Source organism: Pseudomonas fluorescens, assembly GCF_001307155.1.
Taxonomy (GTDB): domain Bacteria; phylum Pseudomonadota; class Gammaproteobacteria; order Pseudomonadales; family Pseudomonadaceae; genus Aquipseudomonas; species Aquipseudomonas helvetica.
Map to the genome: position 1 here is coordinate 4,405,053 of NZ_CP012830.1, position 14,068 is coordinate 4,419,120.

Sequence of the window (14,068 nt, forward strand, 5' to 3'; positions counted from 1 at the left end):
CCAGATGAACATTCATCAGCAGTCGGTCGCCGAGGCTCTGGCCAGCATTCACACCACGGCCCAGGGATTGTCTTCTGACGAGGCTCGGCGGCGCTTGCAGCAGTTCGGGCCAAACCGCGTTGCACCGGCCAAGCGTCGCAACCGGTTGTGGGCGCTGCTCGCAGAGTTCGCTCAATTGTTCTCCATTGTGCTGTGGATCGCAGCACTGCTGTCCTTTGCGGTCGAGTGGCAAGTGCCGGGGCAGGGAATGGGGCGCCTGGGCGTGGCGATTGTTGCGGTCATCCTGATTAGTGGGCTGTTTTCGTACTGGCAGGAATACCGTATCGAAAAGGCCTTGAGTGCCTTGATCAAGCTACTGCCACAACAGGTGCAAGTGCAGCGTGATGGAACCGTCCGGGCGATTGCCATTGATGAGCTGGTGCCCGGCGACCTGATGCTGTTAAGCGAAGGCGACAGTGTCCCGGCCGATGGCCGACTGATCGAAGCCAGCGGTATGCGGGTCAATAACGCCACGATTACCGGCGAGTCCTCTGCTGAAACCCGGGATGCTGGTGCCTGTGAGAGCGACGACCGGCTGCATGCCCGAAACATTGTGCTGGCCGGGACATCAATCATTTCGGGCAAAGGCCTCGCCGTGGTGTTTGCCACAGGCGTACAGACCGAGTTCGGGCGTATCGCCCATCTGACCGAAGTCAGTGGTGACGAGACCTCGCCATTGCGTCTGCAGATCATCCGTCTGAGTCGCAGTATTCTGGCGCTTTCACTGGGTATCAGTGTGCTGTTCTTCTTTCTGGGTAGCCTGTTCGGCGTGCCGTTCTGGGAGGACTTCATTTTTGCCATCGGCCTGATCGTGGCCATGGTGCCTGAGGGGCTCTTGCCAACGTTGACCCTTGCACTGGTGCTGGCCACCCAGCGGATGGCTCGCCACCAGGTGTTGATTCGTCACTTGCCCTGTGTGGAGGCGCTCGGGTCCGTGACCGTGATTTGTACCGACAAGACCGGGACACTGACCCAGAATCGAATGACCGTGCAGGCTGCGTGGCTGGATGGCAATGAGTACCCGGACGTCGAACACGACCTGTCCTCCGCGTTGTGTACGGCGAACCTGCCTTTTTTTTGGGCGGCCGGGCTTTGTCACAACTTGCATCTCACAGGGCAGGGTGAGGCACAGACCTACTGCGGCGACCCGATGGAACAGGCGTTAGTGCAATTGGCCAGGCCACAGATAGCGCAGTGGAGTGAGGCGCAGCGTGTTGGCGAGTTGCCTTTCGACCCCCGTCGTATGTGCATGTCTGTGGTCTACGACTTTCCCGAGGGACGGGTGTTGCTGTGTAAAGGGGCCTTGGAGAAAGTGCTGCCACTTTGTGAGTCAACCTGGCATTCGCAGCGAGCAGAGCCGCTTTCTGCCGAGATGAGGGCGAACATCCTGGCGTCGCAAGAGAACATGGCCGACCGAGGATTACGCGTGTTGGCATTGGCCTGGCGCTGGTTGGCGCCGGGGCAGGAGCCTTGCGAGCAAGGCTTGGTATTGGCGGGGTTGGCAGGTCTGCAGGATCCACCCAGGCCGCAAGTGCCTGCGGCGGTAACGGCCTGTCGGCAAGCCGGCATCAAAATCGTCATGGTCACTGGCGATCATCCGCATACCGCTGTCGCCATTGCCCGGCAAATCGGTCTGGTAACCGTTGCGGCACCGCTGGTGCTCAGCGGCGAGCAGATCACGCATTTGTCGCCAACCCAGCTGTTGCTGGAGCTCGACGCCCCACAAATCATCTGTGCGCGTATCTCGGCGGATCAGAAACTGCGTATTGTCACGGCACTTAAAGACAAGGGCGAGATTGTTGCAGTAACGGGGGATGGGGTTAACGATGCACCGGCACTCAAGAGTGCTCATGTCGGGATTGCCATGGGCCTGTCGGGCACTGATGTCGCCAGGGAAGCGGCGGACATGGTGCTGCTGGACGACAACTTTGCGAGCATCGCTTACGCCATCTCGGAAGGCCGGGCGGTCTTCGACAATATCCGCAAGTTCCTGACTTATATTCTGGCCCACAACATGGCCGAGCTGATTCCCTATCTGGCTTTCGCGCTCGTCAGGGTTCCCCTGGCGCTCACGCCCCTGCAAATGTTAGCCATCGACATGGGAACCGATTCATTGACGGCGCTGGGGCTTGGGGTCGAGCGCGCTGATCCTGAGATCATGCGCAGGCCTCCACGGCCTCCTGCGCAACGCCTGTTCAATCTGGCCCTGGCATTGCGCGGGTATCTGGTGCTGGGACTGATTGAGGCACTGGGCACGTTGGCCGCGTTCTTTTTTGTGCTGACACGGGGAGGCTGGGCATGGGGGCAGGCATTGGCGTTCGATGACCCGCTCTATTTGCAGGGAACGACTGCCAGCCTCATTGCGATTGTTGTTTTACAGATCGTCAATGTCTTCATGTGCCGCAGTGCCAGCCGCTCGTGCCTGCAAACCGGGCTGCGGGGCAATCGCCTGATCATGTGGGGGGTGTTGCTGGAGGTCCTGCTGATCCTGCTGTTCGCCTATACATCATGGGGCAACCGGTTGCTGGGGACGGCTCCGGTTTCCGGGCAGGTCTGGGTGTTTTTAATACCGTTCGCACTGGCGTTGATCGTGCTGGAAGAGTTTCGCAAGTACCGGAGTCGCTGCCGGATATTGAAAAAGGCAGCGCACCCCGTCGACCCTCCCGTCAGGTGATAAACGTTGGACGTTTGGGTCGATGAGGTAAGCCTTTGGCTGACGTCACAGCCGTTTCGGGGCTGCCAGACGTGGGCTCGTAGTTGTGCCTGTCAGTGTATGGGCCCCGAGGGAGTCCCCGGAACCAGGCGCCACGCTTCAGGGCATTGGCGTATATAAGGGTAGTAGCCTTTGGCTGAAGGGCAGTAATACCAGCTTTGCGCAGGTGGGGGGGGGGGGGGCGCTGCCACCACGGGCGGGTTGGCCGGGTAGTAATAAACAGGGGGCGGGTAGTAGTAAACCGGGTAGGAGGGGTAGTAATACGGACCACGAAGGTACGCGCCTTCCCAGCCCAGTCCCAAGCCAAGACCGATGCCCCACCAGAACGGAGCGCCGATATGACCGCCTCCGTGTCGGTCGGCGTTGGCCGGTAATGCAAGGCACGTGGCGATCAGGATTGCCCCTATCAGCGTGCAACTTTTTACCGAGTCGATGTTCATGATGTCTACTCAATAGCGCTGTGAGTAACGTTTACTGTTCGCCTGTTTCGTCCTGGTCGCCATCCATCCGGTGTTTGAACATGTGCATTGGCATCTGCCCACCGTCATGGCCGGAGAAACGGTGATGCATCACCGTCCAGAACAGGTCGAAAATGGTCTTTTGTTGAGGGTCCAGGACGTCGTAGAAGGTTTTGGTGCGCACCTGAGCCGCGTCCAGACGCGCCAACTGCGCCTGCATCCAGTTGGTTTGCGCACGCAAACGCTCTATCCCCCTGGCCATTCTTTGCGGTGTCGTTTGATCAATCAGGGCTTTCGGCGTGCTCGTTGCTTCAGCGGGTCCGGGCTTGTCCTTTTCCAGTTGCTGATTGGCATCCGCTATCACCCCCGCGGCCCATGTATCCCATGCTGACATTTGCTCCGGCTTGAGATTGAGCTTGCCCTTGAGATCATCCAGGGTCTGCTGTGTGTGTTTGACCCAGTCGAAATCCGAGTGACGACTGGACATCATGCCGCCGGGTGAAGACATGGGAGGGTAGGCAAACGTGTTGGTTGATGGCAACAGTAAGACGCTTGCCGTGATCAACAGGCATTGGCCGATCAAGCCTGATTTCTTCATCTCCTGCTCCTTTCGATACCGTGGGGGGCAACTCGAGAATAGGAGTCGGTCATAGGGAGAATCTGATCCACATCAGAAAACCGGCATACACACGGGCAAACGGATAGACGGGTTGCTAATAGGGGACGGTGTGTGTCCCGTCATAATGTTCGATGCAAAAAAAACCTTGCCGGTTTCCCGGCAAGGTGAGGAGGACGGTCATCGGTTCAATTGCCTTTGATCGGTACAATTTTCTCCGGTTTCATGGCTTCGGGCTTTTTCGGTAGCGATATGCTCAGCACACCTTTGCTGAAGCTCGCTTCGATCTTGTCGGCGTCGACCCCTTTAGGCAGGTTGAACATCCGTTCGAAGGAGCCGTAGTGACGCTCGGAGAGGTAATAGCCCTTTCTTTTTTCTTCCTTGTCTTCCTGTTTTTCGCCTTTGATGATCAAGCTGCCGTTGGACAGTTTGATCTCGACATCCTTCTGGTCCATACCGGGCAGTTCGACAGTGATGTCGAAGCTTTTATCTTTCTCGGTGATGTCCACGGCAGGGACGCCGTAACCCATCAGTTCACGAGATAAAAGCGGCTCGACGTCGAACAGGCCACGGCTGAATGGCGATAATCCCAAAGGACCTCGATTGAAGTCTTCGAACAGGTGATCGACCTGTTCCCGCAGTTTTTGCAGAGGACGCCAAAGGTCAGTCGTCGCTGGGAGCGGACTTGCTTTTTTTTCGGTATGAACCGGTACTTTTTTCACGGAATTGGACATTTTCAGTTCTCCTCTTTGGCTATGTCGAGGTGGGCTGCAAACGTTTTGGGCACCTGCGCCTGCCTCGAGAAAAAACACATCCCTTGATTTGGCCTTACAAGGCCAGTTTCCCTGACCACAGCATCCAGCCGGCGAAAGCGGCCGCCGCCCAGATGACGATCAACAATCCCCACTCAAAGCCGTTCAGCGCTTGACCCTGGCGAGCCCGTTTGGTGGCCAGGTAAATCAGTGAGCCGGGGGCATAGAGCAGGGCGCTGAGCAGCATGTATTTCGGCCCTGCGGCGAATAGCAGCCACAAGCAATACAGGGTTGCGACCGAGGCAATCGCCATGTCGCGCAGTTGCAGGGCTTTGTGTCCGGCATAGGTCGCGCCCTGCCACGTCAGCTTCAACGCGTATAGGCCGCTGAACAGGTACGGCAACAGAATCATCGAGGTCGCCAGAGAGATCAGGGCCAGGTAACTGGCGCTCGAATACAGCGTCAGCAGCAGGAATAGCTGAATGCAGCCGTTGGTAATCCACAAGGCATTGGCAGGTGCACCATGGGTGTTTTCCAGGGCCAGCGGTCCCGGCATGACTTTTTCCTTGGCCGGTGTGAACACCGACTCTGCCGCCAGCAGCGTCCAGGCGAGCAGCGCGCCGCCGACCGAGATGATCAGGCCGACGCTGATCAGCATCGCTCCCCAAGGGCCGGCCACCGCCTCAAGCACGCCACTCATCGAAGGATTTTTCAGCGCGGCCAGTTCCGGTTGCCTGAGAATGCCCAGTGACAGCAGGGACACCGCAATCAGCAGCAACAAGGTGAGGACAAAGCCGATGACGGTGGCCCGTCCCACATTCACCCGTTCTGCCGCACGGGCGGAAAATACGTTGGCGCCCTCGATGCCGATAAACACCCAGACGGTGACCAGCATCGTGCTTTTGACCTGATCCAGGGTGCTGCCCAGTGCCGGCGCACCCCAGAAGTCGACCATAAACGTTTCGCGTTGGAACGCCGCAATCACCAGGCCGATAAACAGAAGCAACGGAACGATCTTGGCCAAGGTGGTGAGGGCATTGGCTCGCGCTGCGGTGCGCATGCCCCGCAGGATCATCCAGTGCAACGACCACAGCACCAGCGACGCCGCCGCAATGGCCGCTTTGTTATTGCCTTCACCGAATAGCGGGAAGAAGTAACTCAGCGCCGCGAACAGAATCACCAGGTAACTGACGTTACCGATCCACGCGCTGATCCAGTAACCCCAGGCCGAGTTGAAACCGAGGAATTCGCCGCCCAATGCGCGGGCATAGGCAAACACGCCGTTATCCAGTTCGGGCTGGCGGTTGGACAAGGTTTGGTAGACCAGTGCCAGCGACAGCATGCCGACGCCGGTGATCAACCAGCCAATCAGGATCGCGCCGGCACCAGCGCCCGCGGCCATGTTCTGGGGCAGGCTGAAAATACCGCTGCCGATCATCGAACCGACCACCAGAGCGATCAACAGGCTCAAGGACAGGCGCCGGGGCTCCAGTTGGCGCAAGCTTCCCGCCGCAGGACGAGGCGAAATGCCCGGAATAGTCGGTTGGGTGCCGTGCACATGCGTTGCCATGCAAACCTCCACGAGACAATTTCTTCATCGGCTATCGCCAATGCGAGAGCGCGAACGCTGATGATTAATGTCTGCGCGAATGGGCTGTCGGGAGTTGATGTAGATCAGAGGAATGGCAAACCGCACGAAGGACACAAGGGATAAACCCCATGGGCGTGTGCGCCGCTGTGTCACGTAGAAAAGGGGTGGAATACTCTCAGGATTCGAGCGGTTGAGCGGCCGTTGGGTGTCAGCGTATTTCGCTTATTCAATCGCGGTCTGGCGCAGGCGCAAGGCATTGAACACTACCGATGCCGAGCTCACGCTCATGGCCAGCGCCGCAATCAGTGGCGATAAAAGATGACCGGTCAGCGGGTAGAACACACCGGCGGCCAGCGGAATGCCCATGGCGTTGTAAAGGAAGGCGAAGGTCAGGTTCTGGTGCATGTTTCTCACTGTGGCCACTGACAGGCTGCGCGCACGCAGGATGCCGAGCAGGTCGCCCTTGACCAGGGTCACCTGAGCGCTGTTCATTGCCACGTCAGTGCCCGTGCCCATAGCGATACCCACATCGGCGCGCGCCAGTGCCGGGGCGTCATTGATGCCGTCGCCAGCCATCGCCACCCGGTGTCCGGCCTGTTGCAGCGCCGCGACCAGGCGCTCCTTGTCTTGCGGCTTGACCTCGCCATGCACCTCCTCGATACCCAATTGACGCGCCACCGAACGGGCCGTCGTAAGGCCGTCGCCAGTCGCCATGACGACCTTGACGCCGTCCGCTTGCAGACGGCCGACTGCCAGTTTCGAGGTGGGCTTGATGGGGTCGGCTACCGCCAACAACCCCGCCAGGACACCATCGACCGCCAGGTACATGATGCTCGTGCCATCACTGCGTAGCGTTTCTGCCTGGGCTTGCAAGCTCTGTATGGAAACACCCGCCTCATCCATCAACACCGTATTGCCCAGTCTCAGGCCTCGCCCCTCGACCTGACCGCTGACGCCAATACCGGAGGCGGACTCAAAGGCTTCAGGTGTGCTCAGTGTCAGACCCGTGCGCCGGGCTTGCTCGACGATGGCATGTGCCAACGGGTGCTCGCTGCCCTGATTGAGAGACGCCGCCAGGCGCAGCACTTCGTCCTGGGTAAATCCGCGTGCAGCCTCGACACTGTGGAACGCTGGCCGACCTTCGGTGAGGGTGCCGGTCTTGTCGACGATCAAGGTGTCTATCTTGCGCAGGTTCTCGATGGCGGCGGCATCGCGAAACAACACGCCGACACTGGCAGCCTTGCCGGTGGTGACCATGACCGACATCGGTGTCGCCAGACCCAGGGCACAGGGGCAGGCAATGATCATGACCGCGACAGCGTTGATCAGGCCAAATACCCAGCTTGGCTCTGGCCCCCACAGGCCCCAGCCGAACAGCGTCAGCAGCGCGATGCTGATCACCACGATCACAAAGTAACCGGCGATCACATCGGCCAGACGTTGCATTGGCGCTTTCGAACGCTGTGCCTGCGCAACCATCTGCACGATCTGCGCGAGGAGGGTAGCCGCCCCGACCTTCTGTGCCTGCATCACCAGACTGCCATGGAGGTTGAGGGTGGCGCCGATCAATACGTCGCCGGCCTTTTTCATGACCGGTATCGGCTCACCGGTGAGCATCGACTCATCCACCGCGCTTTCGCCTTGCAGCACCTGACCGTCGACCGGCACTTTTTCACCCGGGCGTATGCGCAAGGTGTTGCCGCTGTGTACGTGGGTCAACGGGATGTCTTCTTCCGTGCCGTCGGCATTGATCCGGCGGGCGGTTTTCGGTGCCAGCCCAAGCAGCGACTTGATGGCTGCCGAGGCTTGCGAACGCGCCTTGAGTTCGAGCATCTGGCCGAGCAAGGTCAGCGAAATGATCACCGCCGCCGCTTCGAAGTACACGCCGATGCGACCGTCCATCATGAACGTGTCGGGGAAGGTATTGGGGGCCAGGGTGGCGACGACGCTGTAAAGGAAGGCCGCTGCCGTGCCAAGACCTATCAGCGTCCACATGTTGGGACTGCGCCGAATCACCGAATGCACGCCGCGCACATAAAAGGGCCATCCGGCCCACAGCACGACGGGGGTGGCCAGTGCCAGCTCGATCCAGTTTTGTAGGGAACCGTGGATCAGCATCAGGACATGACTGCTCATGGCCAGCACCGTGACGATCACGGTCAGCGGCAATGTCCACCAGAAGCGCCGGGTGAAGCTCTTGAGCTCGGGGTTCTCGTCCTCTTCCAGTTCGGGAATCACCGGCTCCAGGGTCATCCCGCACTTGGGGCAGGTACCGGGGCCCGTCTGGCGGACTTCCGGGTGCATGGGGCAGGTGTATTCAGAAGTAGCTGACAAGCGGGCTGCGGGCATCCGATCGACCGGGGGGGGCGGGTTGTGCTCTTGATGATGCTCAACGCCGTGCATGAGTCAATTCCTGTTCTCGTCCTTGACCGGGTCTGCGGTTTCACTTCGATGGCTGTGACCACCGTGATGGTGGTGCCCAAACAAATGCATCAGCGGACACAACAGCAAAATCGAGTAGGGCAACAGGCCGAGAATATGGCCGTAGTGCTCACGGGCCAGATAGAACAATGCAATGACCAGCAACATGCCTAGCGCGATGCCGGATTTGCTTCTCCAAAATGCTGGAGACGTGTTGGTCGAGTGCTGTGAGTTGATCATGGTCGGGTGCTCCTGGGGAGTGAGCGCTGCCAATACGCTGAACAGGATCAACACTGCGGTTTCAGGGTGAAACCGCCGTGGCCGTTACGACAGGCTTGTCTGGATCACTGGTTCATCGGCATCTTCATCATGTTCGATTGCTGATCCATCATATTCATCATCATGTTCATCATGCCCATTCTGTCCTTGTTGCCCGGCATACCCATGTCATTACAGTTTGCATTCATCATGGCCATACCGTCCTTCATCGTCTTCATGCTCTCCTGCATGGCGGCTCGCCGCTCGGCAGGGGTTTTGGCGGCGGCGATTTTGTCGTGTGCTGCCTGCATTTTTTTCATTTGCTCGGCCATGGCCTTGTTCTGCTCAGGTGTGGCGGGTGTGCTGGTTTGAGCGGGGTCGGTCGGGTTCAGCTCCGGGTGGTGTTCATCGACGGCCGAGGCCACGAGCGGGCCGCTCACAAGCAGGGCGGCGAGGATCAATTTCAATGAGGCATGCATGGCAATCTCCAAAGGATGAGGACAACACCGTAATACCCACAGCACGATGATGGCGAAACCAGAACATGGAACTTCCCCGGTAATGAAATAGCGGGATTCTGTTTTTTCAACCTACAGCACACCGAAATTCCATGATTGATCAAAATCAAATCAAACGTAGTCAGTCAGGTCCCCCGGCCCAAGCCCTGAATGTAGTCGCTCATCGCTGACCGTGACCGGGTAACGCTCAGGTCCGTTTCATAAAAGCGCTAGGCAACGGCACCAAATGAAATACCGACTGCGGCAGTAATAGCCATCGCCAGTGCGCCCCACAGCGTCACCCGCCAGGCGCCGATCAGCAGATTGGCGCCGCCTGCCTTGGCGGCAATGCCGCCCAAAGTGCCCAGGAATACCAGTGACATGCCGGATATCCAGGCAATCACACTGTGGGTCGGCGCGAGGATGGTCACGCCCAGCGGCAATGCGGCGCCCACTACAAAGCTGGCCGCCGAGGACATTGCCGCCTGCAGCGGTTTTGCACTGAGCGCATCGGAAATGCCCAGTTCGTCGCGTGCATGTGAGCCCAGTGCATCGTGTGCCATGAGCTGCGTGGCGACTTTACTGGCCAGCTCGGGTTCAACACCACGATCCACATAGATGGCCGCCAACTCCCGGTGTTCGGCAAGCGGCGCTGTCTCAAGCTCTGTTTGTTCGCGCAACAGATCGGCCCGTTCGGTATCGGCCTGGGAATGCACGGAGACGTATTCGCCTGCCGCCATCGACATCGCACCCGCCACCAGCCCGGCAACTCCCGTGACGAGCAACGTGCTGTGGGTGGCATTGGCCGCGGCGACGCCGATCAGCAGACTGGCGGTCGATACAATGCCGTCGTTGGCACCCAATACCGCGGCCCGAAGCCAGCCGATTCGCTCATGCTTATGGGATTCAGCGTGTCTGCGAAAGAACTTCATCGTTGAAATCTGCTCACTGTCGTTGAATTGATACCAATCAAAAAAATGCCTGGATAAATCAACCACTGGCCTGGTCGTTTCAGCGAGTTTCAATCTGCGCCTGGAGCTGTCCGGCAACAACCGATAGCTCCCTGAACTGCTCGCCATCATGTATCACGAACAACGCATCCATACCGCGTTCCTGCGCAAGCTCAGGACCGACTTTCTCCCCCAGGACCATCAGCGCGGTGGCCCATGCATCGGCGAGCATGCAGGTGGCGGCGACCACCATCACGGCCGCGAGTGAGTTGGACAAGGGCGCTCCGCGAGCCGGATCCATCGTATGCGAGTAATGCCGACCCGCGACCTCGATCCAGTGACGATAGTCCCCGGACGTGGCAATCGCCGCATCGCTGATCTCCATCACCCCCATGACTTCACGAACGCCACGGCGGGGTCTTTCAATTGCCACAACCCAGGACTCTCCACCCGGCTTGACCCCGTGCGCGCGCATTTCACCGTCGATTCCTACCAGATAGTTGGTTATCCCCCAACCATCGAGGCAACGTGCCATTTCATCCACCGCAAAGCCCTTGGCGATGCCTGATAGATCAAGGGTAGTCGCTGAGCGTTTACGGGCCAGGTTGCGCAGCGGATCAATCTCCAGCGCTTGCGTGGCTGGCACGCGCGCCTGACGATCCGAGGCACTGATATGCGCTGCGCCGGGTTGTTGTTCGCCAGGCCCGAAGCCCCAGGCATTGACCAGATCGCCCACGGCGATATCAAACGCCCCGTTGGATTGACGACCCACCCGCAGCGCCGTAGCCAGGACGGTGGCCAGTTCCTCGGGAATGGGCAGCCATTGCTGTTCGGCTGCTGCGTTGAGACGGTTGAGTGCGGAATTGGCCTTCCAGGTCGACATCTGTTGATCCACCGTGTCGACAGCCGCAAACAGACTCTCATTGATGGCAGCCTCATCCACCGGCGGCTCGGCGTAAAACACCGCAGTGTAACGGGTGCCCATGGTTTCCCCGCTCAGGCTATAGCGCTGGGGGTCAGTAGACATCTTCACGGTAGCGTCCTTGTGCTTTGAGCGTCAGCACGTTCAAGTCGAGCGGGGCCAGCACTTCATCCAGGGCGTTCATCACCCCTTTGGCCATCTCGCGACTCCCGCACACCAATACGTGGGCACCTTTTTCAATCAGGCGACGGAGTGCCAGCGCGTCGGCGATCAGGCGGTCCTGCACATAGCTGCGCTCATGGGTTTGGGAGAAGGCGGCGCGCAACCGGGTGAGGCGCTGATCCGCCAGATAGCGGTTGAGCTCGGGTTCATAGAGAAAGTCGGACGCCGGGTGACGTCCGCCCCAGTACAAGTGCATGGGCTTCCTGGCTGTGTTGTTGCGGATAAAACCGGCTAAAGGGCCGATCCCCGTACCGGCACCGATGAGAATCACCGGCTGTTTTCCACGGCCGGGACGAAACTCGGGATTGGGCTGTATGAAGGCTTCAATCTGTCCTCCCAGCGGCAAATCATGAAGGAACCCGGAACACACGCCGTCGGCGTGTTTACGCACACAGATTTCCAGAACGCCGTCATCTGATCCGCTGGCCAGTGAGTAGTAGCGCGGCACCCTGGAACCGGGCGGCAGCACGCCAACCAGATCTCCGGCCTGGAACCGGGGTAGGCCACTATTGCGTCTGTGTTTGAGCTCGCCCGGCGAGTGAGACGTTGCGGCTGCGTTGAAACGCAGGATCTGGGTGGGAGCGTTCACGTGTTCGCCGTAGTGTGTGCGATCGATCAACGCCAGGGTCGTGGTTTCCGGCAGCCGTGGGACGTGTACCAGCGTCAGTTCATGGCCCAGCAACCGGCCAACGGCGCTGCCCCAACGGGTGAACGCCTGGGCGGATTGGCGATTGATGGTTTCAAGTTCCAGCAGCTGCGTCCCGCCTGAAGCCAGCAGAGCCGCCTGAGCGTCCTTGGCAAACTGACAAAATTTCGGGAACTGCCGATCGCCAAATCCCAGTACGGCAAAACCCAGGCCAGGCTTTAGGCGGGCATTCGCCAGTCGTTTCAAGAATTGCGAGGCCGAGGCGGGTGCGTCACCGTCGCCGGTCGTGGCGGTCAGGATGAACAGCCGCTGGGCGCTGCGATACTCCACCGCGAGCCGGTTCATGGGCGCGGTATGGACGCGGTGGCCGGTCTGCTGCAACGCCTCATGCAAGGTGTTGGCAAAGCCCCAGGTGCTGTTGCTTTCGCTGCCGACCAGAATCACTGTGTCGGCGTTTTGAGCGCCACTGTTGTGGCGGATTTTCGGCTGTGACTGACGACGACGCCACCACAGCAGCGCACCGGTAACGCTCATCAACGGCACGCTGAGCGCGCAAACGCCGAGGAACAGGCCCAGCCACCAGAGGTTTTCGCCGGTGTGCAGCTGGTAGATGAATTCGTAGGCATTACGCATGGAGTCGTGGGGCACGTAAGACAACAGCGCTCCATTGGTGGGGTCGACATAGCCGTCGCCCTGCGCAGTACGCAACGAAAAGAAATCCTCGGGATCGCCGACGCTGGGATAGGCCAGCTCGCGCAGGTCGTTCAGGTCAGTCGCCAGCAGTGCTGGCAAGGTTGCGACCGGTGCTGCCGTGCCGCTGCTGAGCGTGCTCGGAAATACCGGCTCGCGTTGCGTCCCGTCCGGGATCAGGCCGAAGGTGGTGGCCGACATGTACAGCCCGGTCAACGCGGACAACAGTAAGCCCAGAATCGCCAAACGCCCGACTTCAGCGTGCCAGCGCTGATTGAAACTGCCGCGCAGTGGCCGCATCACGCGCCGCCAGCCGCCCAGGCGCTGTGCCAGCAGCGCAGCCCCGGAAATCGACAGTATCAGGATGAACAGCGCGCCGATGCCGGCTGCCGCATGCCCCGGTGTGCCTGACAGCAATGACCGGTGCAGGTCTTTGACCCAGCGGGTGAACGCCGAGGGCGTATAGCTCGCAACACCTGCTCCGGTCAGCGGGTCGACGCGCTCGGCGCCGGTCTGGCCGTCCTGGGTGAAATACACGATGACTGAACCCGAGGCGGTACGGCGGATTTTTTCGACCCCGGGGTAGTGGTTCGCCACTCGACCGGCCAACTCGGCAACGTTCACCTGACCGGATGCCGGTACTGTCGCGCTCAGTCTTTCCAGGGCCGGATTGATCGACAGGATCGCACCGCTGATCGCCAGCAGCATGACCAGCAGGGCCGCGACGAGGCCGGGCAGTGAGTGAAACTGGCGTAGCATGGTCAGCCTCCAAGGGGTGCCGGTGTCACATGTCGTAGGTAAAGGACTCGATGTAACCGCTGCCAGTCGAAGGTTTTCCCGCGCCTTGGGTGGTCAATGGCACGGCAATATCGGAGCGGGCCTCACGTTGATTTTCGACAGCACTGTCGACGCGGATCTGATAGCCGGCATCAATCAGCGTGTCTGCCAGCTCAACACTCACTTTCAGGGTGCGCCCGCTACCGACACTGGCGCCGCTGACCCCGTCAAACTCGCTGGGGTTCAAGCCGCTGCCACGGGCCCAGTCGGACAAATGCCTGTAGTACTTGGCCTTTTTGCCGGCCACCCATAGGGTTTTCTGGTATTTACCGTTGGCATCGGTCACGTAAAACGCCAGGTACGCGTCATTGCCGTCGTAATTTTTCAGTCGGGTGGTCAGGGTGACTTCCCGCGCCTGGGCCAGACCCGGCAGTGCAATGGCGGTGGCGAGACAAATCGCAGCAGTCAGCTTTTTCATGGTGGATTTCCCGTTCAAGCGTTGTGGCTGAATCCTGC

At 59.7% G+C, this 14,068-nt stretch carries 12 protein-coding genes; 1 reads left to right on the forward strand and 11 read right to left on the reverse strand.

All coding sequences use genetic code 11. The features are described 5' to 3' along the window. Positions 1-4: 4 nt before the first annotated feature. Entirely contained in the window at positions 5-2,713 is a 2,709-nt protein-coding gene (locus AO353_RS20035) for a cation-translocating P-type ATPase (RefSeq protein ID WP_054596516.1), read from the forward strand. A 92-nt stretch (positions 2,714-2,805) separates the two neighbouring features. On the opposite strand, the gene AO353_RS29955 is transcribed toward AO353_RS20035, so the two are convergent. The 11 genes from AO353_RS29955 to AO353_RS20085 all read right to left on the reverse strand — a co-directional run bounded on the left by AO353_RS29955 (position 2,806) and on the right by AO353_RS20085 (position 14,030). Beyond that, complete coding sequence (locus AO353_RS29955) at positions 2,806-3,192, reverse strand: hypothetical protein (RefSeq protein WP_081013772.1); 387 nt, start codon at positions 3,190-3,192, stop codon at positions 2,806-2,808. A 31-nt stretch (positions 3,193-3,223) separates the two neighbouring features. Next, on the reverse strand, positions 3,224-3,808 hold the full coding sequence (locus tag AO353_RS20040) for a Spy/CpxP family protein refolding chaperone (RefSeq protein ID WP_054596517.1): 585 nt from the start codon (positions 3,806-3,808) through the stop codon (positions 3,224-3,226). Positions 3,809-4,014: 206 nt separating this feature from the next. Beyond that, positions 4,015-4,560, reverse strand: coding sequence for an Hsp20/alpha crystallin family protein (locus AO353_RS20045; RefSeq protein ID WP_054596518.1), 546 nt, complete (start codon positions 4,558-4,560; stop codon positions 4,015-4,017). Positions 4,561-4,654: 94 nt separating this feature from the next. Beyond that, positions 4,655-6,148 (reverse strand): arginine-ornithine antiporter, encoded by a 1,494-nt coding sequence (gene arcD / locus AO353_RS20050; RefSeq protein WP_054596519.1) that lies wholly within the window; start codon positions 6,146-6,148, stop codon positions 4,655-4,657. 243 nt (positions 6,149-6,391) lie between these two features. Continuing rightward, positions 6,392-8,518, reverse strand: coding sequence for a copper-transporting P-type ATPase (locus tag AO353_RS20055; RefSeq protein ID WP_102668608.1), 2,127 nt, complete (start codon positions 8,516-8,518; stop codon positions 6,392-6,394). Between the two features lie 57 nt (positions 8,519-8,575). Then, entirely contained in the window at positions 8,576-8,830 is a 255-nt protein-coding gene (locus AO353_RS31615) for a DUF2933 domain-containing protein (RefSeq protein ID WP_054596521.1), read from the reverse strand. Between the two features lie 104 nt (positions 8,831-8,934). Then, the gene (locus AO353_RS20065) at positions 8,935-9,327 is read right to left on the reverse strand and encodes a hypothetical protein (RefSeq protein ID WP_054596522.1); all 393 of its coding nucleotides are present in this window, start codon (positions 9,325-9,327) and stop codon (positions 8,935-8,937) included. Positions 9,328-9,575: 248 nt separating this feature from the next. Beyond that, positions 9,576-10,277 carry a VIT1/CCC1 transporter family protein gene (locus tag AO353_RS20070; protein ID WP_054596523.1) on the reverse strand — a complete coding sequence of 234 codons (702 nt, stop codon included), beginning with the start codon at positions 10,275-10,277 and terminating at the stop codon, positions 9,576-9,578. Positions 10,278-10,356: 79 nt separating this feature from the next. Beyond that, positions 10,357-11,322, reverse strand: a complete 966-nt coding sequence (locus AO353_RS20075; protein WP_054596524.1) for an FAD:protein FMN transferase — start codon at positions 11,320-11,322, stop codon at positions 10,357-10,359. Beyond that, a complete protein-coding gene (locus tag AO353_RS20080) occupies positions 11,312-13,534 on the reverse strand; it encodes a PepSY domain-containing protein (protein ID WP_054596525.1) in 2,223 nt (740 codons plus the stop codon). Before AO353_RS20080 ends, AO353_RS20075 begins: the two co-directional genes overlap by 11 nt. A gap of 25 nt (positions 13,535-13,559) precedes the next feature. Next, positions 13,560-14,030 (reverse strand): DUF2271 domain-containing protein, encoded by a 471-nt coding sequence (locus tag AO353_RS20085; RefSeq protein WP_054596526.1) that lies wholly within the window; start codon positions 14,028-14,030, stop codon positions 13,560-13,562. Positions 14,031-14,068 lie beyond the last annotated feature (38 nt).